The organism is Quadrisphaera sp. DVD1 (assembly GCF_058932755.1).
This window is the reverse complement of the sequence record NZ_JBZYWI010000034.1, coordinates 1-25726: the sequence shown is the minus strand read 5'-3', so window position 1 is coordinate 25726 and position 25726 is coordinate 1. Positions and strand designations below refer to the sequence as shown.

The window sequence follows — 25726 nt, the reverse complement described above, 5'->3', positions numbered from 1 at the left end:
GCCGGCCGCCGCCGACGCGGCGGTGGCCGTGGGTTCCACGCCGAGCGCGTCCGCGAGCAGCCGCACTGGTGAGACCGCCCCGACCCCGGCCGAGGACCCGGTCGGCACTACCGACGAAGGCGGTCGCGTGCCGGCCTTCGTGCTCGTGACCTTCGGTGCCGTGGTCGTCGCCGGGCTGGGCGTGGCCGCCTGGTTCCTGCACGAGTACCGCGAGCCCCGCCCGCCGCGCCGCGGCTAGGTGTTCTGCCCAGGGACGTTGGTCGGGTGAGTGCGATGAACTTGTCTGACTGAGGGTGCAAGCGCGGGAGGCCCTCCCGGTGTGGAGTGGAGCTGCTGAAGGCCCGCACCACCACCAAGAGGTCCTTGTGTCCCACGCTAACGCCGCCTCGACGCGAAGGCCCGTCTCAATCTCGGCCCGTCTCGTGCGCGATGACGGATGGCCGATCGCGCGGGCCGCGGAGTACTTCCACGTCGCCTGGCCGACGGCGAAGCGGTGGGCGGTCCGCTATGAGGCGATGGGCGAGGCGGGGATGGCCGACCGCTCCTCGCATCCGCACCAGTCCTCGACCCGCACGCCGACTGCCCAAGTCAAGCGCGTGGTGCACCTGCGGTGGAAGCAGCGCCTGTCCCCACCGACCATCGCCGCAAGAACAGGGATGCCCGCCTCGACGGTTCACGCGGTGCTGACCCGCTGTCGACTCAACCGCCTCTCCCACATCGACATCCGCACCGACGAGGCGATCCGCCGCTACGAGCACGAGCGTCCTGGCGCGCTGATCCACGTCGACGTCAAGAAGCTCGGCAACATCCCCGACGGCGGCGGGTGGCGCTACGTCGGACGCAGCCAGGGGTTGAAGAACCGCTCCGCCTCCGCGACCCGCGGGACCAACGCCCGCTACCAGCCGCTGCTGCACGGCGTTCGTGCACACCGTCATCGATGACCACTCCCGGGTCGCCTACGCCGAGATCCACGCCGACGAGACCGCCGCCACCGCGTCGCCGTCCTGCGCCGCGACGTCTCCCGGTTCGCCGCCCGTGGCGTGAAGGTCGAGCGGTCCTGTCCGACTACGGCAGCGCCTACAAGTCCCACGCCTGGTGCGATGCCGGCGCGGACCTCGGCATCACGGCGAAGAAGACCCGCCATTACCGGCCGCAGACCAACGGCAAGATCGAACGCTTTCACCGCACCATGGCCGCCGAATGGGCCTTCGCCCGCCACTACCGCAGCGCGATGCGACCGGCGGCGGCCTCGGCGTGCAGCGCGGGCAGCTCAGTCAGCGGGATGCGCCGGGTGACCTGGACCCGCAGAGTGCCGCTGTCGAGCAGGGGCTCCAGCTCGGTGTGGCGGTCGCGGCGGGGCAGCACGAGCAACGTCGCTGCGCTGACGCCGCGGCCTTCGTCACCGAGGGTGGCCATGAAGGCGGTGGTGCCGACGACCTTGCCGCCGTCGCGGACGAGGGCCACCAGCGCGGTGAACCGCTCGGGGTCGATGGGGGCGAGGTTAGACAGCCCGATTCGAGCAGGCAAAAGCCAACATGCATTGCGGTTAGGAGGCTCATGCGGGCTTGCTGACGATCACTGCGGTTCTCGTCTCGCCATCGAACGGATCAATGTGCCATCCACGGTGGAGCACCGACTCCTGCTACCGGAGGTGCCGCACCCGGGCGGGGCTCTTCGGCCCGGCCGGGCAGCGCGCACGCCCCCCCCCGGTGGGCACCTCACGGCCCCTGCTCCGCTGACCCGTCAGGCGGCGAGCAGCCGGGGTCTGGCCGGTGGCTCAGACCCGCGCGCGGGCCTCGTTGAACGCGGCGACCAGCAGCACGACAGCGGCTAGGAGCGCCTCCAGGCGGTCGCGGCTCGTCACCGCCTCCAACGCTCGCACGTCCCGCGCGTGCACCGCCCGAACGATCTCGCGCGGGTGGTCGGGCAGAGGGAGTCGCGTCGCCGCGATGAGGACGTCGAGTTCCACACCCTCGGTCACGTCTTCGACCCAGAGGAACAGCTCGCCGATGACGTCCCGGGCCTGCAACGGGGCGAGCGCCTCGAGGGCGGTGGTGATGGCGGCCTGGTCGCCACTCTGGACGGCGGAGATCGCCGCAGCGACCAGCGCGATGTAGTCGTCGTCCGGCTCAGTCACTTAGTGTCCCCGATCGCTAGCTGTTGCGGTACTGAAGGATGTACTGGCGCAATTCACGGACGTCTAGCGCGGCCCCCACGGCCGTGGACGCCCACTTGAGGCCCCCCTCAAGGCCGTCCATGTTGAGGAAGGCCCCGAGGAGGTCCAAGGCGAAGCCCTTCATGGCCTCGCGCCGTTCGTCGGAGCTCCAATCATCGAGCCCGCCCGTCCTCCAAGCCTCCCACGGCCGCTGGGCCCCCTTCGCGAGGGCGAAGGCCGCCAGCACGAGGGGGGCAGTGGCTCCTGCGGTGGCCGTGAGTGCCGCCACACCCCCGCCGACGACCAGGACGCCAGCTACGAAAGCGACGTCGCGCTTCCACCCAAGCTCCTGGTGGAGCTCCGCCAGCCGCTCCCGGCGCTTGTAGAGGCCGGCGCCACCGGCCGTCAGCGCCACGACGGCGACGGGCAGGAGGGGCGCCGCGAGCGCAACCGTGCCGGCCAGCGAGGCGCCTGCGATCACCGCCCCTGCTGTGTCCCATCCGAGATGCGCCTGCATGCGCTTGAGGCGGCTCCGACGCGCGGCGGCGACGTGGTCCACAGCCCCGGTACCGCTGGTCTCCCAGCTGCCGCCCGCCCCGCTCGTGCCGGCCGGGGCGGGCGTGTGCGCAAAGGACGTCGACACGTACGCCTGGAGGGCGGCGTGGGCGGCCATGAGTTCGTCGTGCGCCGCATCCACGTCCGTGAAAGCCCGGCCGAACTCGTCGACCGCCTTGCGCAGCAGCGGAGTGCACCTACCCGTGGTGGGCGCGCTTGGGAGCGCCTTGTCCCCTGCGACCCTCGTGTTGTGGAGCGGCGTCTTCTCCCGACCCACGTCAGCTCGGAGGTCATTGATGCGCCCCAGCAGGTCGTTGAGCTGCTTGACGAGCTCGTCGGCGTTCACCACGGCGGCCTACGCCCCACGCAGCCTGTGAGCGCTGGCCACGGCCAAGGCGACCGACACAGCCGTCGTCGCGTACCAAACCGCGTCGGGAGCGCTGCGCGAGGTGCCGAGCGGGCCCTGGATGGTGACGAGTGCGGCGCAGATGGCGTTCACGAGCCAGACCACGACGAGGACGCCGGCGCCACAGGCAGCGACCCGGGACAGGACGAAGGCCTTCCGGGCGGCGGATGTCGCGTCGAGGAACGGGCGACCGGCCGCGGCCCGCAGCATCAACGTCGAGGGGCCGCTGTAGAGGCGGACTCCGACGGCAACCAGACCGCCGACCGTGGCCGCGCAGCCGAAACCGTTCGGCCCCCCGATGACCGCCAGGAGGACGGAAGCCACTCCGACGAGCAGGGTGACGAGGTCCGCCGCCTTGGCGAGGTCCCAGTCGCTCGCGCGGCGGTTCTCCTCGTCGACCAGCTGCTCCATCCTGCGCAGCTCCTCGCGGGTCTTGGCCACCTGCGCCGAGGCACGGTCCCGCTGCGCCTGCAGCGCCGTCACCGCGGAGTCCAGCGTCTTCACACTCGCGAAGTCGGGCTCTCGTCCCGAGCTGCGGACGCCGGGCTTCGGAATGGCGCCCTTGCTCGAGGCGGACTGGCCTGCTGTCCTGACGGCGTCGGTGAGCGTGGTCGCCGCCGTCCGCGCCGCCTCCCTCGTCCTGGTGGCACGGGCGTCTAGGTCGCCGAGGGTCCTGTCGTGATCGGATGCGGCGCGCTGCTCGGCGATCCGCGCCTCGAGCGGCAGTTGCTCGATTTCCCCCAAGGCGGCGTAGAGCGCGGCGAGGGTCACCCGAGGCGCTTCCACGCTGCGAAGTCAGCACCGTCGAGCGGGGCGACCGACGCCACCGTCGACATCCCGCGCTGGGAGCTGAGCGCTGAAAAGACCACCGTGCGACCCTTCTTGAGGGGCGGGATGTCGTGCCTGCTGCGGCCCGACGCCTTCTCGATCAGCTCCTCGTCGCCGCCGACGAAGAGCACGGTTTTGTAGTCGTTGCGCAGGTTGTACTGGTCTCCGGGGATGTCGCGGAGGTCGCTCCACTGCCCGACGACGTTGACGCCCTTGCGGGGAAGCTCGCGGATCAGCGTCTCCCACTCGTACTCGGCGGCCTGCTTGAAGTTCGTGTTCTCCGCGCCGAGCAGGACCACCACGGCGCGCTGGTCGTGGCCGGACCTGTCCTTGATGGCCTCGAGCGCCTGCTCCTCGGCGTCGCCGCCGAAGCGGGCCACCTCCGCCCCAAGAACCTCCAGGGCCGCGCACCACTCATCGATCCGCGCCACCTCCCGGTACTTCGGCAGGAGGCCATCCAGCAGGACGACGCTGATCGCCTCCCGCGCCGCCGCGACCGCGCTGAGCACCGCGGTCTGCGCGGTCGCCACCGCGGACGGGATGTCGAGGCTGCCGAGCACGAGCAGGTTGCTACCGCTGGTCGAGGCGAACCGCGTCTGTGCGACGGCCGCCTCCACGGTGCACTCCTGCCCGAACCATGCGGGCAGGTCGCCGTGCTCCGGTGCGGGGCGAGCGCTGGAGGCCACCAGTTCGCGGCTGGTGACGCGCTTGTCACCTCGGTACACGCGAGCCGCGGCCCCTGCGCAGCGCAGCCGTCGCGCTTCCTGCGCCAGGTCATCCTGGAGCGTGGCGTACTCCTCGTCGGCGAACGCCACGACGAAGAGCTGGTTGTCGTCGGGTGCCCCGCCTCGCCGGTTGAGGATCGCCTGCCCGCGGTAGCGGAGCTGCGCCGCGCCATCGTTGCCGGACTGCAGGAACTTCGTCGCCTCGTCGGGACCGAGCTGCAGCACGACCCGAGCAGGCACGTTCTCGAGGATGGCCTTGTCCTTGTCCCCGTCGAAGCGGATTCCGCTCAACGTCTGGCTGGCCAGGACCACATGGAGACCGAAGGACCGTCCGCGCCGGACCAGGTCCTCGAGCAGCTGAGTGGCCTGCACGTAGTCGGGCCCGGCGAACATGCCTTGGAACTCGTCGATAACCAGGACCCACCGCGGCATGACCGAGCCGGTCCTCGTCCGGTACTCCTGCAGGTTGGGGACGTTGCCGGTCTCCTTGAACACGCGAGATCGGCGCTCGCGCTCGTCGACGAAGTGCTGCAGGGTCGCCAGGCCGAACTGCGCGTCGCTCTCGATGGAGACGACCGAGGCGTGCGGGAGAGCCTGGCCCCCACCGTCCGCCAGGAACTGCTGGAACTCAACGCCGTCCTTGAAGTCGAGCAGGAAGAGGCGCAGCTCCTCCGGGGAGTAGCGCGCCGCCATGGAGTAGATCATGGCCTTGAGCAGAACCGTCTTACCCGAGCCCGCGCGCCCGCCGACCAGCACGTTGTGCAGGTTCGACGTGGTGTCGCCCATCGTGAACTCGACGGTCTCGTTGCCCTTGCGCCCGAGGGTGATGGTGACGCCGTCCGCCGTCGAGCGCGAGCCACCATCGGCGGAGCGCCACCAGGGTGCCCCCGCCGCGACGTCCATGAACGGGACCTTCGGCAGCACGCCCTGCTTCGCAGCGTCGACCACCAGCTTCATCAGGCGCTGCTGGGCCTCCAGGGGCACGGCAGGCAACAGCCGGAACTGCGGTGCCGTGCCGATGCCGGGGACGGACGCCCGCCAAGGGCCCCCTCCGGTCGGCACGAGCCGCGTCGCGCCCCGGGTGACCTTCGCGAGGTCGAGCTCGCGTGGCGACGTCTCCGTCGGGTCGTGGTGCAGGATCACCGAGATGCCCGCGGCCGCGCCCTGGTCGATGATGCGCTGGACGTCCTGGGCCGCCCGCTCGCTCCAGTACGAGGGGCCGTCCAGGATCACGAGCGTGTGGTATTGGTGCTCGTGCTGCCCGGTCGCCTCGACCAGCGCACCCATGCTCGCGTACTGCTTGGCCGTCGAGGCGCCGACCGCGATCATGTGCCCGAGGTGCTCGGCCAGCACCTTCTCGAGCCCTTCTTGGGACGGGTGGACGTTCACGAGGATTTTGGCCTCGGTCGAGGCTCCGTGGGCCTGGAAGCCGGCCAGTGCGGATTTCATCTTCGGGTCGAACACGCTGACGACCATCTGACCGCCCGGGGCCGAGGCGAAGGCCTGTGCCACCAGTGCGATGACAAGCGCGTCCACCTCGGGTCCTGCCGGCGCCTCGACGACGACGTGGCCCTCGTCCACGAGCGGAACGAGGGCCGGCAGCGTGGGGAGCCGCCGGTTGAGCTCGGAGCCGTTCGGGAACAGCACGGTGCCCACCGTGGCGTAGGGCCGGACCGTCAGCGCCGGGCACAGGTCCGACTCCGTCATCCCGACACGCGCCAGTGCCGGGCTGCGCTGTCCCAGGGCGATCGACGCATCGCGCGCCGCGAGACCCGCCGTGGTCAAGGCGTTGCCCAACCGGGTGGCCCGGATACGGGCGTCCCGCTCGAAGGCCGCGCTCGCCCTGCTCCTTAGCGCCTCGACCGACGCGAGGTCCCGGTCGCGCTCCGCCGCGAGCCGCTGGGCAGCGGCTTCGGCGTCGGCCCGCAGGAGGCCAAGCGCCCCGGAGAGCTGGTCGGTGGCTCGGGCGAGATCCCGCTCGACCTGCACGAGGGCGGAGCTCTGCACAGCGATGCGCTGCTCGATGTCGACGAGGCGGGGGTCTTTGGCCAGGCGGGCAGGCCTCGCGTCCTGCGGCGCCTCAGCCACCTGGGGGTACGGCCGGGAGGTCTGGGGCCGGGGCCGGGGCGCACGGTCGCGGCCAGCAGGCGCTCCCTGGCCCGCGGCCCCCCTGGGGTCCGCGATTGGGGGGCCGCCGCAGGTGAGGCACCGCGCGGTCTGCGCGGGTCGCCCGCACCGGCTGCACACCAGGTCAGACATCAGTCCTTCACCGTTCTCGTCGGGCAGCGGGCGTGCAGGCGGGCGGAGCAGCGGCGCTACTTCTGCGTCATCGCGTTGATGACCTGCTCGCGCGTCGGCCACCTCTCGCCAGCGGAGCGCTGCCACGGGAACGGCGTCGGCGACAACCGGTGCAGGTCCTCGATGTACTCGCCGTCGGCGACGTCGAGCCACTGCTGCCAGGACTGGTCGTTCGACGGGCCGTCATGAAGGACTCGCCACCCGGGCCGGGACGCCATCTTGCTGTACAGGGGCAGGGCGATGAAGCCGGTCAGCACGCCGAGGAAGGACTTGAGCGCAAGATCGCCGATGAAAACGCGCGCCTGGGACTCGGTCGCCCAGATCCGGAACCGCAGGAGCTCGGCCTCGGACTCCGGCACGCCGTCCGCGATCCAGGCGGCGACCCCCGTGGCCTCGACGTACGCGGCGGCCGCCTTGCGTGAGGCGATCGGCAGCATGGGGACGAGGACCTCGCGGATCATCGCGTCGGCAGCGACGCTGCGCACGCCCGGGTCGCCCCCGCTGGCCTCGACGGACGCGATCAGGCGCTTGATCCCGCCCTCCACGTCCCCCTTGCGGAACGAGGCGCTCGCGACGATGCCGTAGAGCTCGGCCGGCAGCTTGACGCCTCGGGCCGACGCGTCCGACTCGAGCAGGTCCAGATCGCTCAGGCTGCCGAAGGCCAGGAGCACGCGGGCCTTCGCCAGCCACACGTCTGGGTTCGTCGGCGCCCGGTCGACAGCGCGTTCGGCGGACGCCGCCGCCATGCGGCGGACCTCCTCCGCGATCGTGGTGTAGTCGCGAGCCAGCTCGGACAGGGCGAGGGCCACAGCGACGACGACGTCAGTGTCGTCGGGCCAGGTCTCTAGGCCGAACCTCGCCGTGGCGACGACGTTGGCGAGGTCGCCGGACCGGAGGAACAGCTCGAGCTGCTCGGCGAGCTCCTGCGGCGTCTGGGCGTCGCCCAGTACGCGGTACCGGCCGTCCTCCGTGGGCACGATCCGTTCGGGGACGGCGCCCTCCTCCAGGACCTTCGACAGGTTCTGGATGTTCTCCTTGACCTTCGCCGCCAGCTCGCGGCCGCCCGGGCCGTTGGCGCGCTTGGTCCAGAACTGCCGCTTGGCCTTGACGTTCTTCTCGAGATCCTTCTCCGGCGTGGGGGGAATGCCGAAGAAGCGCAGGATGTCGGCCTGGCTGAGGCTCGCCGGCTCGGTGAGCTGCACCCACTCCTGCTCTGAGGCGGTGGTGGTCACTGCACGTCCGTCCCGGTGATCGCAGCCAGGGCCTGCCGTCTCGCGTCGTCCGAGAGGGCACCGGCGCGCTCGAGCTTGACCTGTCCGATGAGCTGCCCCGATTCACCGTCGTAGGCGTGCACCTCGACGATCTGCTCCAGCGTGTAGGCGATGTCGACCCGGATCGGGTAGCCCTTCGGAACGGGACGCCCGAAGCGGGCGGACCCGTCCCCGATCTCGCGTGTGAAAGCGAGGTCGCTCTCGCCGCCCTCGTTGATGCGCAGGTGGACCTCGGTCTGACCCTCGGACGCGGCATAGAAGGTCTCCGTCCCGGATGCCGGCACCGCATGCCCCGGCGGCACGACGAGCCCGTTGATCTCACGCCCGTTCTCGTCGATGACGGTGACGCCGAGGCCGTGCGAGGCGACATCGGTCGGAACGGCCAGGGCAGCGAGCTCCGAGCGGGGGTCGACCGCACCGCTCAACTTCGCGGCCAGGATCGAGGCACCGCGTGCGACGTCCTCGTCGAGGTTCCGGGAGAAGGTCGGCGCCTTGCCGAACATGTCCGCGAGGAGGCGATGGAAGGCCGGGATGCGCGAGGATCCGCCCACCATCAGGACGGTGTCGATCTCAGAGGACTGCAGCCCTGAGTCGGTCAGCGTCAGTTCGACCATGTCGCTGACGTCCTCGAGGGTGTCCGCGATCACCGCCTCGAAGTCCTGGCGGGTCGCCGAGAACATGATGGGCCGCCCACCGGTCGACAGCGGGCGCGTCGAGGACTCAAGGGTGGAGAGCTCCTTCTTGACGCCCTCGGCCTTCTCCCGGGCGTCCTGGAAGGTCCATGGCTCGGCGAGGATGTCGACGCCGGCCTGGTCCTGGGCGTGCTTGGCCATCATCTGCATGATCGCGTCATCGAAGTCCGCGCCCCCGAGGCGGCGGTTGCCGCCGGTCGCCAGGACGCGCATCTCACCGTCGTCCTCCGTGCGCATCACGGTCACGTCGAACGTGCCGCCGCCCAGGTCGAAGACCAGGATGTTCCGGCCGCGGGACTGCGCGTCGATGCCGTGGGCGATCGCCGCAGCCGTGGGCTCGTTGAGGATGCGGATGATCGGCAGCCCCGCGATCTCGGCGGCCTCCCGGGTCGCGGCTCGTTCGGGCTCGCCGAAGTACGCGGGCACGGTGACGATGGCGCCGGTGACTGGTCCCACCTGCTCCTCGGCCATCTGCTTCAGCTTGCGCAGGACGAGGCTGGACAGCTCCTCAGGACGCCACGTCTTGCCCTCGGCGACGAAGTCGTTGCCGTCGTACAGGAAGGTGCTCTCGCCCATCCCGCGCTTGAACAGCATCGCCACCCGTTCGGGCTCCATCACGGCCATGGCCTTGGCCCGCTCCCCCACGACGGCCGCGCCGTCCGGGGCGAAGTACACGACGGAGGGGATGATCCTGGCGCCGTCGCGGTCGGCGATGGTGGTCGTGATGCCCTGCGCGTCGGTGGTGGCCACCGCGGAGTTGGTCGTTCCGAGATCGATACCGATCACGCTCATCTCGGTGCCTCCTCCTCGCGGCGGACAGTGACGATGGCCTTGCGCAGCGGGTGGTGGCCCAGCCGCAGCCCGGGCCGCTGGGTGTCAACCACGACGAGGTGGGGGCCCTGGCCCGTCACCGAGGTGATCTCGGCGTGGTCCGGCGCGATGAGCTCCCCCGCATGGCCGAACTCCTCGACCCCGGCCGCGCGGTAGAGAACGTCGACCAGCTGCTCGACCATCGCGGGATCCGACTCGGGTGCTGCCCGCATCGCGAGGACGACGTCGTGCACTCCGGTGATCAGGGGCCAGTCGCGCCAGGCCTCCGACACCCTCTCCGCACGGCGCAGCTGCCGCTCCATCTCGTCGAAGTAGCGGTTGCGCTTCAGCGCATCGACCAACGACGGAAGGATCTGGTCCATGTCCTTCTTCAGCGAGGCCACGTCGGCAGCGATCGACGCCGACGGCTCGGTCACGTGCGCCTCCTGAGTCATGCGCCGACCTCCAGTGGCTGGTCCGCCATCCTCGCCGTACCCGGCGTCTGGTACTTGAGCGGCAGGACCGGTGCGTCGAAGCTGCTCAGCACTCGTCCCTTGGCGAGCAGGGCCGAGGCCCCCTGGAACGTGAAGGTCAGGCGGACGGCGTCGTCGACCTCCTCGGCGCGGACGGTGATCACCGAGGCCACCACCTTCTTGAGCCCGATCTCGATGAGGAGCGCCAGGCCCATGGGAACGATGAGGAAGAACAAGAAGTAGATGAAGGCGACGAACCGGGCACCCTGCCCGATCGCGTACGCCCAACCACTGTCGAAGATCCGAGCCATGACGAGCACGATCACGCCGGAGATCGCCCACGGCACGAGCAGCATCTGCAGGACGATGCGGTGGCCGCCCTTCGGCTTGAACTCGTGCGCCTCGATTGAGTTCGGTGCGCTTCCCCGGACCAGCTCGAACTTGCCAGAGGGGAAGCCGATCAGGTTGTCCTCGGTGACGTACAGCGCGTGGCCTGCAGTGCGCAGGGCATAGTCGATGCCCACGCCCCGCAGGGTGACCGTCTCCTCCTGCGTGACCGCGTAGCGCGCGACGAGCAGCCCCGCCGAGCCCAGCAGCGCCAGCACGACGTAGACGATGACGAGGCCGCTGTATCCCACGGCGACGAAGACCAGGAGGTAAATGACCACTAGGGCGATCGACAGCAGCCCGACGGACGCCTTGTTGCCCATGTCGTTGTTCTTCCTCTCGCGGTGCTCAGGCGTCCGCGGCGTACTTGACGCAGGCCTCCGAGGCCTTCTTCACGGACTGCGAGGCCTTCATCGTGGCCGCCTCGGCCTGTCGGAGGGCCTCGGTCACCTGCTGCTCCACCGACGTTGCCGACCCGCGCAGGACGCCCTGCGCCTGCTGCGCGGCGCCCGAGAACTGCTTTGCGGCCCGGTCCAGGGTCTTCTCGAGCCCGGCCATGCTCCTGCCGATGCCGTCGACCATCTTCTTGGTCTCTTCGACGCTCATGCGCAACTCCTCACAGATGTGTCCACCATGTCGGGGTTCAGAGCTTGGCCGCGTAGTCGCTGGCCTTGCGGGCAGCGTCCTCGAGCTTCGACTTCGCGTCCGCGAGGGCCGTCGTGGCATCGTCGAGGGCGGACTTGACGTCCGTGTCCGTGCCCGTGCTCGTGCCTTCGAGGGCCGTCCTCGCCGCCTCGAGCTGCTGGCGGTTCTGGTCCTGGTACGTCGTCAGGGTGCTGGCCAGTTTCTTGGCCGAATCCGCCACCTTGTTGACCTGGTCCTTGAGCTGTCTGACGTTCGCCACATCCACCACCTCATCTGCCCAGCACGCCTCTGTCGCGACTGTGACTCTAGAGCAGAGGTGTTTGACATGGCGGAAGATTGGCAAGAGTCAAAGGTTCCTCTTTGCCTCATCCGCGGCGCTGCGCGCATCCAGCACGCGCTTACGGGCGTCCTTGAGAGCACGCCCCGCCCTTCCCAACCTCGCGACCACCTCGGACTCGACGCTGCCGGCGCCGTCCAGCACGTTGCTCGCCCGCCTCTCGAGCCGAGCGCAGGTCTCGCTCAGCTTGCGGAGTTCTCGCTCGGAGCGGTTCGCGGGCTGGACCACGTCGCTCATGATCTGGTTCTGAAGCGTGGTGATAGCGCTCAAAGAGACTCCTCAGGGGCATGCCCGTCGAGCGTCCGATCGCTCGGTCCGGTGCACCGGAGTCTTGCAGCAGGAGGCCGTGAATCAGCGTGGCGACTCCAACACGCCATGAACCCGTGCGCGAGACACGGGGCTGCTAGGACGATGTACAGCCGGCGGCGCTGCTACCGAGTGGCAGAGCAGGCGTGGCCCGGGCACAGAAGACGGGCTTGTGCCCATCGCGGTCGTGCTGGCATCGGGGCGCGGGTCCGTGGCGGATGGCAGGACCGCAGGGGGACGGAGAGCCGGCAGTGGGACTCGAACCCACAACCGCCCGAGTTGTGGCGATGAGGTCAGGGATGGTCACCACTCGTCACGACAGTGGGCCTCGGCAGCCATGCGACTTCACCGACGCTCAGTAGCAAGTGCCTGAGGTCATCACATATTCGATGGGTAGATGGTGGCCGCCAGGTGGGCGCATGGCCGCGGTGGGGAACCCGAAGCGCAGCGAGATCAAGTGCAACGCCGCCACCGCCCAGGCCCAGATTCAGGCGAAGCGCACGATCGCTGCCGCCCAGGTCCAGCAGGAGAAGGGTGCGGCAACACCGACCACCACGACGGCCTCCGTCCCCATGACGTGCGGGGGCCGTCCTCATGCCCGCCGTTGCACAGTGTGGGCAGCGGGCCGCCGGCGGCGCTCGCGAGCGCCTTGATCGTCACGCTCGGACGTGAATCATGATGATGTCGATCTCCGCGCCTGTCCCTTTCGTCACCTAAAGTTGCGTGTTGTCACAATTCGTCAGGACTGCCACGATTCGTGCACTCCACCGAACCCGATGGAGAGCAAGGACTCACCGGAAGGCGTTTCTGACATGACCATGCAGAGCACCGAGTCCACCTACGAGCGGCCCACCAAGAAGCCGTTCCTCTACCGACTGGCAACGGCGTGCGCCGGGGTCAGCCTGATCGCCGGCGCGGGACTGATCACCGCCCCGCCGGCCAACGCCGCCGCGGCCATCGTGAAGGTCAACCCGGTCAAGGCCTGCCAGCAGCAGGGGGCGCCTTCGGCCAACAGCGCGCTCGCCTACGGCTACGGCATCGTCTGCCGGGAGGTCACCTACGGCTTCCCCCTGGCCTTCACCTACGTGCCGCGGGGCTCAGCGAACCCGTGGAAGTTCTGCTGGGACAACTACCGCTTCGGCGCCCAGTGGCGGATGTGGGAAGGCAGCTGGTACTGCGTGAAGTGATCCACTGAACAAGCGGGGCCCCGAGTCGATCTGACTCGGGGCCCCGCCTACGTCTACGCCTACCTGATGACGCCGTTCGCCAGGTCGGCGCTCTGCTCGTCAAACATCGCGTTGAGGGCCGCCCACGCCTCCTCGAGAGCGTCGGCGTAGGACTCCGGGACCTGCGCCTTCCGCTCGCTGTAGGCCTGCTCGAACATGCGCCGGTGAACCTCGGCCTCGCGCTTGAGAATGTCGATCTTGTCAGCCTTGCGGAGGCGCTCGAAGGCGCTTGGGCTGGGCACGAAGTCGATGGGGTTCGACCACAGGATGTTCCAGAACCGGCTCGAGATCCGCGAGTGCTCGTCCGCCGCCTTGCCGGACAGCGGCGGCAGCGAGTAGCCGTCGTAGCCGACCATCGCACCCACGCTCTCATCACCACGGTGAACCCGGTCGCGCTCTACGGACAGCCGCTGGAGCTCCCCGTCGATCTCAACGGTGATCCATCCCTCGGCCTCGCCGTAGTTGATGACGATGTCGGAACTGATGACGGCGATGCCGCTGGCGCGCATGGCCTCGGCCAACTTCGTCGTGATCGCCAGGCCGTCCTGCCACTTCGGCTTCAGGTGGTACAAGTGCGCTCCTTGACTCGATCTCGGTCTCGGGAAGTGAAGCACTGCGCGCGGTCATGCGCCAGCGTCAAATGCTCCATACGTGTGGGAATGCCTTCTTCGAACGATTACGAGTTCGCATTCCTCTAAGGCTTCTTCTCCGCCCGCAGTTCTGCACGGCGAGGTGCGTACTCCTTGCGCCTCGCCGCCGCGGCGCGCTCACGGCGTAGTCACGGCATCCCCTCGAGAGCGCCCATCTGTTGCGCCAGCCGTGCCAGGCGTGAAGGCGGCTACGGTTAACCTGCGAACGTGTCCGTTGACGACGACCGGCGCAACACCGCGCGCGAACGACGAAGAACCGTCCTGCAGGCCTTCGGCCGCCACCTGTCCCCCCAGCCTGGCAGCGGCAACGCCGTCGACCGCCTGAGGTCCCGCCTCGCCAGCAGCGACCACCCCGTGCTGGTCACCGGTCTGGACATCGACGGGCTGGTATCCGCGGCCATGCTCGCCGGATCAAGCCCGTGGCAGGTGGGTGTCGTCGTAGACCGCAGCGCCCGCCTACTCGTGCACCCGAGCCTGCAGTGGCCAGCGCTGGTTGAGAGCGCCGAGAGCGCCCTATTCGGCCTGGACGTCTACTCGCCCCTGTTCCCAACGGTCAGCAACCACCCCGTGCTCTTCGGGGACCTCCCGGGCCGCCAGAAGCGCATTCGGTCTCGCTACCAGGTGTGGGACGCCTTCACGCTGCAGCGGATCGAGTACCTGGGGAGCGTCAGCCCCTCAGCCTGGGCAGGTATCGGCGCCAGCCTTGGCAGCCAGCACCCTCAGGGCCTGCCCTACAAGTACCCTCTCGGGACCGCGCAGGTTCTCCTGGCGGTCTTGGAGCTCGCCGGAGCCGAGCCGCGCCTCTTCGACCGCCAGTACCTGCCCTGGGTGATCGCTAATGCAGACGGCGGAGCCACCTCGATCCGCACCTACGCCTGGAACGCCGAGCTGTGGTGGTCGGCGTTGGCTGCTGCTGCCGGGCCGGCGTCCAACAGCGAGGCCATCTATCGCCTGGTCACCCAGCAGCGGCCTTCAGAATTCCTCGAGGCTGACCGTCGCCTGCGGTGGGACGAGCCGGAGCGCAGCAGAGCCCTGAAGACGAACTGGAACCTGCGCTCGTCGTCGCCTCAGCACGTCGCCGACGCCGTCGACCTGGTCACCTCGTGGTCAGGCTGGCCGGATCCCTTCATGGGCGGAGTCCGCTCCCTATCGACGTGGACGGTGGTCGAGCCCACCGCCAACATCCTTCCACTCAAGGGCATCACCGGCGTCAGCCACGAGCACCTCGACGCCCATATCGGGGCCGCCTCTAAAGCCGTGCACGTGAACTTCTCCACGTTTCGCGAGCGGGGTACGGGGTTGGGCTGGCTGGCCGCCAGCAAGGACGAAGCCATTGAGGCACTTCTGGGCCAGCAGGCGCCGGTTGAGGACGAAGACGAGGACGCCTCCATCCCGGACACCGATTGAGCCCGCATCCAAGCCGGAGCGCCATCGGCGCACGCGCCAGTAGCGGGTTCCGCCTCCGGCTGCGACGTGCAGGCGCTGGGCGCGTGTCCGCCCTACTCCCTCGCTGTCGTGGCGCTCATCTTGAGGACGGTGCGCGCACTGAATGAGGGGTCGCTGCGCACCTCGCACTCCCACAGTCGCACCACCAGCCAGCCAAGGCTGGCCGCCGTCTCCGTGGCCTTGGCGTCGCGCTGGCGCACTCTGTCCATCTTCTCCTCCCACAAAGCCGCGTTCGGCCCCGTGAAAGGCGTCTTGCGCCCGTGTCGCGGGCAGGAGTGCCAGTAGCAGCCGTCCACGAATACCGCCGTCCTGCGCCCGGGCAGGACTAGGTCCGGGGTACAGGCCCGGGCGAGGCGCCGGTGCAGACGGAAGCGGGCGCCGGCGGCGTGCAGCGCACGGCGCAGGGCGAGTTCGGGCTCGGTGTCCTTGCTGGGCCGGCCCGCGAGGTGGCGGCCCTGACTGGTGGACACCCACGAGGTGGTCACCGGGCAAGCCTGCCAAACCGCTGGCGTACCCGTCACAGCAGGCCAAGTAGCCACGGTCCCGGATGTTGTGAAGGCGGCGCCAGTACGTGCAGACCTAGGGTGGTGCCATGGTGCGGGTCTACGGTGAGGTGTTTCCTGAGCGGGCGTTGATGTCGGTGCTCTCTGATCTTCTAGGCATTGAACACTTCACGACCTCGCGAGGCTCCACAGTGCGCAGAGACTTCCTCGACGCCGTCGCCGGCGCCCTTGGCACCAGCGTGGCGGGGAAGACCAAGGACGAAGTGCTGCTGGACTGCATCGCCGCCGCTCAGCGACAGCCCCGCGACGACTCTTACCTGTCCCCAGGGAGCACAGTCACCGACAGGGCCTTGCAGGCGATCATCAACGGCGTCACCGAACACGGGATACCAGGCTCATCCCAGCCGGCCCCGTCGGTTCTGGTCGCCGCCGCTCAGCCTGAGCTTGAGGACCCGTTCCCTGACGCCTTCGACCCCGCAGGGGTCTCCGACGAGCGCACCCGGGCCCTGGTGGAGGCCACGGCCCGCGAGGGCCAGGACCGCTTCCGCACCGCGGTGCTGCAGGCCTACAGCTTCCGTTGCGCGGTGACCGGCGCCGACGCGGTCACCGCCCTGGACGCGGCGCACATCGTTCCCTACATGGGCCCGGCGACCAACCGGGTCTCCAACGGGCTTGCGCTACGCACCGACGTGCACCGCCTGTTCGACCGGGGCCAGTTGGCCGTCGACGAGCGCAGCATGACCGTGCTGCTCAAGCCTCACCTGCTGGCCACCACCTACGGCTCCCTGGACGGCGCGCAGGTCCACCTCCCCCACGCTGTGGCCCAGCGGCCCGCCCCCGCCGCCCTGCGCGACCACCGGCTGTGGGCCGGCCTGTAGCACCGCCTCCAGCACATGCGGCGCCAGCACCTTGAGGTCCTCGGCGTCGCGCAGGACGTGCTGGCGGAAGACGAAATAGGCAGCACCGACGTTGACGCCGTTGCCGAGCTGGCGGTAGGTCGCTGCGTTGGGCTGTTCCCTGTCCTCCGGCTCCAGCAACCCTGCTGCGCCCGCGACGGCCCGGCTAGCCCCCCCACCAGCGGCGGCCTCAGCGCCTGGCTCGGGCTGCGCGGCACCCTCCGGCCTGGGCTTGCCGAAAAAGAACCAGTCCGGAAGCCCCTGCAGCCGCGCGGCCTCGCGCGGGGTGATGCGGCGCCTGCGGGGCCCGTAAATGCTGGTCTGGGTGATCGCCACCAGCGCCGGCAGGTACGTGGGCCGCTTGGCACGGATGCCTGAGGGCCGCAGGTGCAGCACGCACTTGAAGAGGTCCCGCTCGGTGTCCTGGGCCTGCCACTCCAGCTTGCGCCGCGAGGGCGGGAAGTCCCGCAGGTAGTCGTTCTCCTCCAGCCAGGCGTCGATGGTTCCCTTGTTGCGTAGGTACAGGTCAGCGTTCTTGCGCAGAAAGTTCGCCTTCCACACCGGGGTGCCCACCGGGACCTCAGCCGGGTAGCGGAACTCGTCAGCCCAGATCGGGAAGCCAGGAAGGGTGGGCTCGTCGATGCGGGCGATGAAGTCGTTCCACACCTCGATCCAGCGGGTCTCGGCGGCGGTGAGCTGGTAGCGCCCCAACTCGGGGATGTCGGCGTCGTCGTCCAAGGGCAGGTCCCGCTCGAGGTTCCAGTCCGGCACCGGCCAGTCGTGCACGGTCTTGGGGGTGACGATCGGGGCCACGTCGACCTCGGCCTCGGCTCGCGCGCGCCCGACGTAGGTGCCGGTGATGAAGACCCGCTCGCGCACCTGCGGGCGCCCGCCGAGATCCTTGGCCAGCAGGTGAGGGGAGAAGACCGCGGGCTGGGAGGAGACGCGGTAGCCGAGCTCGCGCAGGGTGGCCACGATGGTGGCCCAGGTCTCCTGCTGGCGGGGGCCGGCGAGGTTGCGGACGTTCTCCAGGACGATCACCGGCGGGCGGCGAGCCTCCAAGACCTTGCAGATGTTGAAGAACAGGGTCCCGCGGGTCTCGGCCATGCCGCGCTGGTAACCGGACTTGGAGAAGGGCTGGCAGGGGAAGCCCGCAGCCAGGACGTCGTGCGCCGGGACGGCCATGCGCTCCTCGGTCAGGGGCACGATGTCGCCCTCGGGGCGCATGCCCCAGTTGCGCTCGTACACGTCCTGGCACATGGGATCGATCTCAGAGGCGAACCAGCACTCCCCGCCAGCGGCACCGAGCGCGGCATGGAAGCCCCCGATGCCGGCGAAGAGATCCACAAAGGTGAAGGCCATGCCGGGGAGCTTACCTGAGCCGTCTGTCAATCCTGCAATGGCTCGCTGACCTGCGCAAACATCCGCTGGCGCCTCCATGGCAGCCACGCAGCAAGGCCTCTCCTTACGGTTGTCAGCGGCGCGGGCCTCGCACGGCTGGCCGGTGGGACGGAGCCAGCGCGGCCCCCAGCACAGGCCTGCCGCCAGCTGGGCGGCGCCGTTCCGCGCGGACCGAGCGTGCTAAGGCCAACGGTTGCCCCACGGGGTCAGCATCCAGAATTCTGAGCCCACTACTCAAGCGCAGCCGATATGGCAACGCTGACGACCTAGTAGCCGGGCCCAAACAAAGTCAGGTGGCCCAACAGGTCTGGCGGGGTAGGCGCATAGTCCAAAAGGCGTCGGTAGCCTTCGTCGCGGACAGCCGGGGGAAAGAGGACGTACCGACTAGTCATCCCACCCTCCCCAAGCCACTCAAGAGCATCCCGTAGAAGAATTTCGACGTATGCGACGACCCGAGGCGCCAGGTCACCGGTAGATCCCGCAGGGAGTTGGCGGGGTGCCATGAGCAGGCCATGCTGCGCATGGGGCCGGAGGTAAACACTTGGGACGGCGTATCGCAGGTCGATCAGACGGCTCTCCGCGCCAATCTTGTAACCCGGAATCCCGGCGCTCTCCAGCGCCCCTGTTTCCAAAACGGCGATGTAGGCCTTCGGCGATGTGTCCACGGATGGACCGCCTCCGGCACCAGACTTTGCGACTCCTTCCTCTTGAGCAACTGATCGCCTCAGGTGAGTCGCATGCCGATCTCGTGTTTCCTGTGTATGGCAGGCGAACCACAGGGCTACCCAAACGTTGTCGACAACATCCACCCATCGGGTGTTTATGCCGTAATGTTGAAGTAGCGGCTCAACTGCTGCGCGATAAGTTCCGCTGACGAGAGCGGAGCTTCCGCGAACGCCTTGCTGTAGCGCCTCAAGGCAGGCGTGCTGGGCGGCGAAAGGAAATGGTCCGCCCGTGCAAGCACAGGGAGCGCCCCACAACTTGTCGACATAGGTGCGCAGCGCAGAGTAGAAACCTGCTCTACTACGGTCGGTCCCAGGACCACGTAGGCCCGTCGCTAGCATCTTTTTATGCAGCCTTGACGATCCTCTGTATAGGACCTCGCCGCCCTCCGAGGTGAACTTCAGCCAACCAATCACCTGCGTCAGTGCATTGGGTTCCGTTACCCGATATACATCGAACCCGGACTGCTTCCTGTGCAATATTGTGGAAGACGTTAGTACACCGCGCATATCGGAACTCCTTGACGGATGGCATGCCAGGCGACCTAGGGCTCCCCCAGTGGACGGCACCTGAGTACCCACTATTACCAGACAGTGGACAGCCCGTCACAGGATCGCCACATGCAAAGCAACGTCGTCACAACTGCGAAGCCGCCTGACCGAGGCCTCAGATGCGCAGGGCCGGAAGCACTCCGGGCTCGTCGGCATGAGTTGGGTGACGACATGGTCAGAGCAAGAGCGCATCCCATGGGTCACTGTCACACTCGGCGGCTAGCGTCCCGATGGTGACCGCGACTCCATACGCAACTCTCCCTGCGCCCATCACGCCGCCGGCCACCATGGCGCCGCCTACGGCGGTCGCGGCGAGCACCTCCATGCCCAGTTCTGCACCCGCAGGATCGGACTGGACCGACACCACATCCGCCGTAGGCTCCGGAGTCGCTGCTTTGGCTGCAGTCGCAACGCTGGTGGTGGCGATCGTGGCCGCGAAGTACGCCAAGCGGCAGGTCGATGGAGCGCGCGCCCAGTTGGAAGAGGCTCGCATCCAGCGCCGGGAACAAGCGCAGCCCTACGTCGTGGTTTATGCCGAAGTTCGCCCGGCCTTTCCCAACTTCATTGACGTGGTCGTACGCAACTTCGGGCTCACGGGCGCCCATGAACTACAGATCACTTGTTCACCGCCTCTCCAGCGCAGCGGCGAGCAGGCCTACCGAGACATCGCCTTACCCGCCTTACCCTTTCTGGCGCCTGGCCAAGAGTGGCGCACCTTCTGGGACACAGCGATCGAACGCAAGGGCAGCGATCTGCCTGACCGCCACCAACTGGTCGCTTCCTACAAGGACTCTGAAGGGCATGCACTGTCTACGCCCTCGGTTCTCGATTGGTCTGCCTTCAGCGGCCGCATGTGGATGACAGAGAAGACAGTTCATGACGCCGCGAAGTCGCTCGAGGTCATGAGCAAGACGATGAAGAAGTGGACCGAGGGCGTGCGAGGTGGCATGGCCGTCTACTCCCGGGATGGCGATGCGAAGGACGAGCGGGAGCGGGAACAGAGAGCAGCCTGGCGGCGCGACCAGGCGGCTAGTCCGGACGGAGATGAGCAGACATGACGAGCACTGCGCTGTTAATGACCACGGTCGGGGATGCCCCTGTGACCACGTCGTCCGCCGCTGACCTTTTGCTGTCTACCGGGTAACCGGCGACCATCCCCTCATGCGCTTGGCCGCCAAACTGGCTTCTGAGTCAGCCGAGGAAACCGTCACCGCCTGCCGTCGGAACCTGACCGCCTGGGCCTACTAGTGCGCTCCCCGGCGGCTCGCCTAAAGCGTGGCTCTGTGACCAAGCGCGCTCATACGCACCCTCTCGGGTGGCCACGTCGCGCCACGCGCGTGTCTTTGACGCCACACTGCGCGGGTGTCCGGCTACGTCCGCATCGAACTCAGCGCGCGCGCCCAGCGGGAGGTCGAACGTGCTCGCCGCGAGGGCCCGCATAGTTTGGGCCGGCGGTTCGAGGACACTCCGGGCATTGTGCAGCGCGACAGCGAGGGCATCGATCTGATCTCGCTGGAGGAGTACGAGGACCGCTACTGGTGGCCGCTGGACGCCTGACCCCCTCGCCATGAGCCGTCAGCCGTCAGCCGTCAGCCGTCAGCCGTCAGCCGTCAGCCGTCAGCCGTCCAGGCTTCGCTCTCGCAGCGCTCCTGTCTGCATTCCCGCGACGTCGGCACGGACTGACCTCCACGAACGCCGTGGGGGCTGCCTTCGGCAGCGCCTCCGCTCGCGCAGCGTCTCGGCACTGATCCTCACCCGTTCACCAACTCGGGTCAACAGCACGACCGGCCTGGCCGGGTCAGGCCTCAGATTGACCGCCATACGGACTGCTGCCGCCCTGCTAGTGCCCAAAACTCGTCCTGGTACGTCGTCGGACCGCTCGCAGGCCGAAGGCCTCGATCAGGCCCCCTCGAGACAACTGCGATGATCAAACCGGCTGCAAGGAGGTTCGCCGCGCCTGCGGCGCCGCTGAGGATCTTGAAACTGGTAGTCAGAAAGTGCTCACAAGTGGTAGACAAGCCCTGGATCTCGACTAGGCTCTACCTCGCCTCGCTCAGTCAAAGCAACGCTCTGAGCCATCGCGCGCGAGGGCAATCATGAGGATCTTGGCAGGATCTCCCTCCCCATGGCGAAGCGGCATATGGGTCGGCACCGAAGCCTGTCTCACCGGGGTTGCCGCTGGTAGCGTGCCCCCACCTCGGACTCGCCATGCCTCCCACCACGCCATGGCCACGCTCGGCTGGAGGTTGGCGCGGGTCACCAGGACCTAGTCACTACGCAGCCCGAGCGGAACATTGAGAAATTCCGCCAACGTGTCTTCGCGCGGAGTCGTAACCCTTGCAAGGGCCTCGAGGCTCTTGCCAATTCACACCTCGAGTTCGTCCTGCCAAGTAATCCCGCGGTCGGCGCTGGCCAGCTCGGATGTCGGTATTCAACGCGCGTTTCTGGGTAGGGCGATTTCTGAGGATCGCGTTGGCCGGGAGACCAGTGGGCGATCTAGCAGTACCGGGATATTGCTGGTGCCAGAATAACGGGGGGGGGGGGCATGACTGGTGGCCACCCGAAGGGAACTGCTAACGGAACTGCCTGGGCATGCCCCGGGAATCCAAGGCCGCCCTGCGACTAGCCATCGAAGGTTGCCGCCCCCGTCGCGCCCCGACAGATTTATCGCCAGATTACCCAACCAGCCGCCGGACCGCTTCCGTCACTTCAGCCCGGAGAGCCGCAACGCGCCGGGGATCCTCAAGGACATCGTTGTCGAGAGAACGAAGCTCAACGGGCGCCATGAACCACGCTAGAGCGATCGCTTGCACCATAGCTACGGCGTGAGCGAATCGCCGCCTGTCACCTGCCGCCACGCCGTCGGCGCCCAACGTACTGCCATACTGCGACTGGTCCGACTCAGCGGCTCCTGGGCGCTCTAGCCGCATCCACAGGATCAGGCGATGCAAGTGGACGTCCTCGACTAGAGCATCGAAAAGCGCGCCCCCATATTCTGGCAAGTCGCCCCAGGTTCGCCCTACATTTGCTTCGATGCGCGGCAGGGTCTCCCGGATGACCGTGTCGAAGAGGCCCTCCTTGCTACCGAAATGCTCATAGAGCGCCCGCTTGTTAGCCATCGCGCGCTCGGCTATTCGGTCGACACGAGCGCCAGCCACACCGAACTCAGCAAACTCACGCTTAGCGGCTTGCAAGAGCCGCGCTCGGGTCGCGGTCGCATCGCGCGGCACCGGCCAAGCCTAGCGATCGACCAAGGTCAGGCCCATCTTGACGCCGCGGTGCCTCTGGGTCATCCTGAACGAACCAGTCAGTTCGGAGGAGTCAAGATGCACGAGCCAGCACAGCGAGCAGGGGAAGAGTGGGCCCGGAGCCACTACTGGGACGCCCTTGACGGGCACCCGACCAGCAGTTCGTACCAGATGGCGTACGCGATGTTCCTTCTGCAGGCAGGGCAGGCAGCCGCCGACACGCAGGGGGACGACCGTGATGCGCGGGGGGCCTTCTGCCTTGGGGTGATGGAAGGGCAGTCGAGCGAGCGGCGGCGGCGACGGCACGCCTGAGCGAGACGGTGAGCGACTGCGTGTCTTCGCCGCGCTGGCGAGGTCTTCGTAAGCCGACTGCTCGATGACCGATGCCTGCCACTGGGCCCGATGACTGCGCATGCACACTGTGGCGCAGGTCACATTGCGGGAGCAAAGACGCTGGTGGGGGCCCACGTGGCAGGGACCCGAGAATTTAAGGCTGCGACTCGGGCCATCAGGTGACGCCCGAGAAATACAAGCCGCTTCGCACGATTGTCATCACCGGACCCGAGAGGTCACCAGACAACACGTCGCGAGGAACACCATGCCCACCAACCACGTCGCACCCTTCGCCGCCCCCATGCCCGAGAACTGCAGGACGCTCCTGACTCCCAAGCAGGTCGCTGCAATCACGGGTCTCAGCGAGGGCCACTTCGCCAACATGCGGAGTGATGGTCGAGGCCCCAAGTTCAAGCGCGCCGGCGGTCGCATCCTGTACTCCGTCGGCGACCTCCAGGACTGGATGCACGTGCCCAGCCTGCGCGCTGAGGCTCGCTGAACCAGCGCGAGACACCTGCTGCCGACCACGAGCAGCGCACGCTCATCTCGGCGCCCACCACCCACCGGAAACTCGCCTCTAGAGGCCCTCAAGATGGAAGGAAATCAGCACTATGGGGCGCCCGCCGCTTCCTCTCGGCCACCACGGCGACATCAGTCTGACGGCCTACATGCGCAGCAATGGCCAGAAGGTCGCTGGCCCGGTCGTGCCGCGTCAGGGCGTCAGGTGGGTCGCCCGGACGTGGCATCGTGACTGGGACGGCCGCATGGTCCAGGTGCAGCGCACTGCGGGCCGGAAGACCGACGCCGAGCACGCGCTGACGGCGGAGCTGCGAAACCGCGCCAAGCGCCGTCGAGGTGATCTCCACATCCAGACCACGGTGACAGACCTCGCCGACACGTGGCTGCAGTCGATGGCTACTGGCAGCAGGGCTGGCTCGACGATCCAGGTCTACCGCCGGAACGTCGCGTCGTACATCAAGCCTCTACTGGGAGCGCTGAGGCTGGGCGAGGTAGGCGTCGGTGTCGTGGATCGCTTCCTCGAGGAAGTGACCACCAAGCACGGGCCCGGTGCCGCGAAGACGGCGCGCACGTGCCTCTCCTCCATGCTGGGGCTAGCGCTTCGGCATGGCGCGATCACTGCCAATCCGGTGAGGGATGCTGCTCCGGTACGCAGCTCGCAGCCGAAGAAGCCACCACGCGCTCTGACGCTGACCGAAGAGCAGCGACTGCGATCAGTCCTCGCCAGCGACGAGAAGGCCATCGCAACCGGTCTCGCGGACCTGGTCACCTTCATGCTCGGCACTGGGTGCCGGATCGGCGAGGCGTGTGCCTTGCGTTGGGACCGCGTGGATCTCGAGGCCGGCACCGTCCGCATCGACTCGACGATGGAGAGCATCACCGGTCAAGGCACGACCATCGCCGCTCGTACCAAGACACCAGCCGGCACGCGGAGTCTGCGACTCCCGGCAGACGTGGTGGCCATGCTGCTGGAGCGCCGGCAGACCCAGCCACCCGGCCGACACGGCGCCGTGTTCGCGGCACCCATGGGTGGCCTGAGAGACCCCTCCAACACCCAGAAGGCTCTCCGGCAGATCTTCGACGCGGCAGGACTGGTGGGCGCCGTCAGCCACTCCCTGCGCAAGACCGTGGCCACCAAGCTGCTGGAGGCAGGACTCCCCATCAACCACATCGCTGACCAGATCGGGGAAGCGGACCTGAGCACCCTGCACAACCACTACATCGGCCGCGGACGTCTCGAGGACGGAGCCGTCAAGATCCTGAACGCCTCGGGGGCTGTCGACTCGCCCGCATAGATGGTGACTAAGTGATGACCTGCCCTGAGCAGCAGGCCTACGTAGGGGACTGACCAGGACGTTTGAGCCGGCAGTGGGACTCGAACCCACAACCGCCCGATTACAAGTCGGGTGCGCTACCAGTTGCGCCATGCCGGCGAGGCGCCGACCAGCCTAGGGCGTGCCGCAGCGGTGACCGGGCCGCGGCGCAGCGCGCCGCGAGCGCCCGCGGGTGCGACGATCGCCCACCGTGGGCATCTTCCTGGTCCTCATGGCGCTCCTCCTCGCCCTGGCGCTGCTGGCCTTCGCCGCCACGGGCGTCGTCCTCGTGCGCCTGGGCCTGCGCTCGCGGGCCCGGACCGCGCGGCTGGCCGCCCGCGGCGCGTCGGCCCCGGCCACCGTGGTGGACGACGAGGCGCACACCTACCGCGACGTGACGATCGCCCACTCCCCCGTCGTCAGCTTCGAGACCGACGAGGGCGAGCAGGTGACGACGGTCGCCGCCGAGCCGTCCAGCCGGCCGTGGCGGCGCGGCACCGAGGTGCGGGTCGACTACGACCGCGATGACCCCGAGGTGGTGCGCGTGGCCCGGCCCGGGCGCGCCGCGCCGAGCGGCACCGCGCAGGCGGTGCTCGGCGTCGTGCTCGTCGTGCTGGCGGTGCTGGGCCTCGTCGGGGGCGTGGTCCTGCTCGGCGCCCTGGCCTGAGCGGCGGGCCTCAGGGCGCCGTCTGGCCCAGGGGCGAGCCGGTGAGCGGGTACCAGTCCGGGCGCCCGCCGCTGGCCGAGACGACGATCACCGCCGCCACGACCACGAGGGCCAGGACGGCGAGGGCGAACCCCGTCGCCCGCGGCCCGGGCAGCGCGGCCCGCACCAGCTGGCGCGACCCGCGGCGCAGGGAGCCGCTGGCCGGGCCCCACCACGCGGTCAGCGCGGCGCTGAGCGACCCGGCCGCCAGCGGCAGCGACAGGCCCGGCACCGGCGTGCCGCCGGGGTCGACGGCCCAGCCGACGAGGAAGGCCGCGCTGATCCCCATCGCCGCGGGCAGCAGCAGCGCCGGGACGGAGACG

General features: G+C 68.6%; 24 protein-coding genes, 1 tRNA gene and 4 pseudogenes. 10 read left to right on the top strand and 19 right to left on the bottom strand.

The window, feature by feature from the left end; genetic code table 11:
- Both AC5FZL_RS06090 and AC5FZL_RS06085 read left to right on the top strand, forming a co-directional pair.
- Positions 1-238 (top strand): annotated as a pseudogene (locus AC5FZL_RS06090) (hypothetical protein); the annotation flags it as partial.
- Between the two features lie 127 nt (positions 239-365).
- Positions 366-1228: pseudogene (locus AC5FZL_RS06085) on the top strand (IS481 family transposase); the annotation flags it as partial.
- On the opposite strand, the gene AC5FZL_RS06080 reads toward AC5FZL_RS06085, so the two are convergent.
- The 12 genes from AC5FZL_RS06080 to AC5FZL_RS06025 all read right to left on the bottom strand — a co-directional run bounded on the left by AC5FZL_RS06080 (position 1219) and on the right by AC5FZL_RS06025 (position 11852).
- Positions 1219-1464, bottom strand: coding sequence for a hypothetical protein (locus tag AC5FZL_RS06080; protein ID WP_493617675.1), 246 nt, complete (start codon positions 1462-1464; stop codon positions 1219-1221). The pseudogene AC5FZL_RS06085 and the gene AC5FZL_RS06080 sit on opposite strands and share 10 nt — an antisense overlap.
- Positions 1465-1777: 313 nt before the next feature.
- A complete protein-coding gene (locus AC5FZL_RS06075) occupies positions 1778-2137 on the bottom strand; it encodes a hypothetical protein (RefSeq protein WP_493617673.1) in 360 nt (119 codons plus the stop codon).
- Between the two features lie 16 nt (positions 2138-2153).
- A complete protein-coding gene (locus AC5FZL_RS06070; RefSeq protein ID WP_493617672.1) occupies positions 2154-3056 on the bottom strand; it encodes a hypothetical protein in 903 nt (300 codons plus the stop codon).
- A 9-nt stretch (positions 3057-3065) separates the two neighbouring features.
- The gene (locus AC5FZL_RS06065) at positions 3066-3887 is read right to left on the bottom strand and encodes a hypothetical protein (protein ID WP_493617671.1); all 822 of its coding nucleotides are present in this window, start codon (positions 3885-3887) and stop codon (positions 3066-3068) included.
- Complete coding sequence (locus AC5FZL_RS06060; RefSeq protein WP_493617670.1) at positions 3884-6757, bottom strand: FtsK/SpoIIIE domain-containing protein; 2874 nt, start codon at positions 6755-6757, stop codon at positions 3884-3886. The genes AC5FZL_RS06065 and AC5FZL_RS06060 overlap by 4 nt, the downstream gene beginning before the upstream one ends.
- A 227-nt stretch (positions 6758-6984) precedes the next feature.
- Positions 6985-8199 (bottom strand): hypothetical protein, encoded by a 1215-nt coding sequence (locus AC5FZL_RS06055; protein WP_493617669.1) that lies wholly within the window; start codon positions 8197-8199, stop codon positions 6985-6987.
- Positions 8196-9722 (bottom strand): Hsp70 family protein, encoded by a 1527-nt coding sequence (locus AC5FZL_RS06050; RefSeq protein WP_493617668.1) that lies wholly within the window; start codon positions 9720-9722, stop codon positions 8196-8198. Before AC5FZL_RS06050 ends, AC5FZL_RS06055 begins: the two co-directional genes overlap by 4 nt.
- Complete coding sequence (locus AC5FZL_RS06045) at positions 9719-10177, bottom strand: hypothetical protein (protein ID WP_493617667.1); 459 nt, start codon at positions 10175-10177, stop codon at positions 9719-9721. The genes AC5FZL_RS06050 and AC5FZL_RS06045 overlap by 4 nt, the downstream gene beginning before the upstream one ends.
- Positions 10178-10191: 14 nt before the next feature.
- Positions 10192-10923: a hypothetical protein gene (locus AC5FZL_RS06040; protein ID WP_493617666.1), complete on the bottom strand. Its 732-nt coding sequence runs from the start codon at positions 10921-10923 to the stop codon at positions 10192-10194.
- Positions 10924-10948: 25 nt separating this feature from the next.
- Positions 10949-11206 (bottom strand): hypothetical protein, encoded by a 258-nt coding sequence (locus tag AC5FZL_RS06035; RefSeq protein WP_493617665.1) that lies wholly within the window; start codon positions 11204-11206, stop codon positions 10949-10951.
- 37 nt (positions 11207-11243) lie between these two features.
- Positions 11244-11504, bottom strand: a complete 261-nt coding sequence (locus AC5FZL_RS06030) for a hypothetical protein (protein WP_493617664.1) — start codon at positions 11502-11504, stop codon at positions 11244-11246.
- A gap of 87 nt (positions 11505-11591) precedes the next feature.
- The gene (locus AC5FZL_RS06025) at positions 11592-11852 is read right to left on the bottom strand and encodes a hypothetical protein (protein WP_493617663.1); all 261 of its coding nucleotides are present in this window, start codon (positions 11850-11852) and stop codon (positions 11592-11594) included.
- Between the two features lie 848 nt (positions 11853-12700).
- Between AC5FZL_RS06025 and AC5FZL_RS06020 the strand changes: the two genes are divergently transcribed.
- Positions 12701-13075 carry a hypothetical protein gene (locus AC5FZL_RS06020; RefSeq protein WP_493617662.1) on the top strand — a complete coding sequence of 125 codons (375 nt, stop codon included), beginning with the start codon at positions 12701-12703 and terminating at the stop codon, positions 13073-13075.
- Between the two features lie 59 nt (positions 13076-13134).
- On the opposite strand, the gene AC5FZL_RS06015 is transcribed toward AC5FZL_RS06020, so the two are convergent.
- The gene (locus AC5FZL_RS06015; protein ID WP_493617661.1) at positions 13135-13686 is read right to left on the bottom strand and encodes a hypothetical protein; all 552 of its coding nucleotides are present in this window, start codon (positions 13684-13686) and stop codon (positions 13135-13137) included.
- 285 nt (positions 13687-13971) lie between these two features.
- On the opposite strand from AC5FZL_RS06015, the gene AC5FZL_RS06010 reads away from it, so the two are divergent.
- Positions 13972-15171 (top strand): hypothetical protein, encoded by a 1200-nt coding sequence (locus AC5FZL_RS06010; RefSeq protein ID WP_493617660.1) that lies wholly within the window; start codon positions 13972-13974, stop codon positions 15169-15171.
- Positions 15172-15263: 92 nt separating this feature from the next.
- Here AC5FZL_RS06010 and AC5FZL_RS06005 read toward each other — a convergent pair whose 3' ends face one another.
- A complete protein-coding gene (locus tag AC5FZL_RS06005) occupies positions 15264-15695 on the bottom strand; it encodes a very short patch repair endonuclease (protein WP_493617659.1) in 432 nt (143 codons plus the stop codon).
- A 107-nt stretch (positions 15696-15802) separates the two neighbouring features.
- Between AC5FZL_RS06005 and AC5FZL_RS06000 the strand changes: the two are divergent.
- Positions 15803-16381: pseudogene (locus tag AC5FZL_RS06000) on the top strand (hypothetical protein); the annotation flags it as partial.
- A 9-nt stretch (positions 16382-16390) separates the two neighbouring features.
- Here AC5FZL_RS06000 and dcm read toward each other — a convergent pair.
- Entirely contained in the window at positions 16391-17971 is a 1581-nt protein-coding gene (dcm, locus tag AC5FZL_RS05995) for a DNA (cytosine-5-)-methyltransferase (protein ID WP_493617658.1), read from the bottom strand.
- Positions 17972-18276: 305 nt separating this feature from the next.
- A complete protein-coding gene (locus tag AC5FZL_RS05990; RefSeq protein ID WP_493617674.1) occupies positions 18277-19074 on the bottom strand; it encodes an FRG domain-containing protein in 798 nt (265 codons plus the stop codon).
- Between the two features lie 443 nt (positions 19075-19517).
- On the opposite strand from AC5FZL_RS05990, the gene AC5FZL_RS05985 reads away from it, so the two are divergent.
- Positions 19518-20342 (top strand): DUF8453 domain-containing protein, encoded by an 825-nt coding sequence (locus tag AC5FZL_RS05985; protein WP_493617657.1) that lies wholly within the window; start codon positions 19518-19520, stop codon positions 20340-20342.
- A gap of 304 nt (positions 20343-20646) precedes the next feature.
- Complete coding sequence (locus AC5FZL_RS05980; RefSeq protein WP_493617656.1) at positions 20647-20841, top strand: hypothetical protein; 195 nt, start codon at positions 20647-20649, stop codon at positions 20839-20841.
- Positions 20842-21959: 1118 nt separating this feature from the next.
- On the opposite strand, the gene AC5FZL_RS05975 is transcribed toward AC5FZL_RS05980, so the two are convergent.
- Positions 21960-22514, bottom strand: coding sequence for a TetR/AcrR family transcriptional regulator (locus tag AC5FZL_RS05975; RefSeq protein ID WP_493617655.1), 555 nt, complete (start codon positions 22512-22514; stop codon positions 21960-21962).
- 616 nt (positions 22515-23130) lie between these two features.
- On the opposite strand from AC5FZL_RS05975, the gene AC5FZL_RS05970 reads away from it, so the two are divergent.
- Entirely contained in the window at positions 23131-23364 is a 234-nt protein-coding gene (locus AC5FZL_RS05970; protein WP_493617654.1) for a helix-turn-helix transcriptional regulator, read from the top strand.
- Positions 23365-23629: 265 nt separating this feature from the next.
- Positions 23630-24679 (top strand): site-specific integrase, encoded by a 1050-nt coding sequence (locus tag AC5FZL_RS05965; RefSeq protein ID WP_493617653.1) that lies wholly within the window; start codon positions 23630-23632, stop codon positions 24677-24679.
- A gap of 65 nt (positions 24680-24744) precedes the next feature.
- Here AC5FZL_RS05965 and AC5FZL_RS05960 read toward each other — a convergent pair.
- Positions 24745-24817 (bottom strand) — tRNA-Thr (locus AC5FZL_RS05960).
- Positions 24818-24908: 91 nt separating this feature from the next.
- On the opposite strand from AC5FZL_RS05960, the gene AC5FZL_RS05955 reads away from it, so the two are divergent.
- Positions 24909-25364: a DUF3592 domain-containing protein gene (locus AC5FZL_RS05955; RefSeq protein ID WP_493617652.1), complete on the top strand. Its 456-nt coding sequence runs from the start codon at positions 24909-24911 to the stop codon at positions 25362-25364.
- A 10-nt stretch (positions 25365-25374) separates the two neighbouring features.
- On the opposite strand, the pseudogene AC5FZL_RS05950 reads toward AC5FZL_RS05955, so the two are convergent.
- Positions 25375-25726: pseudogene (locus tag AC5FZL_RS05950) on the bottom strand (hypothetical protein); the annotation flags it as partial.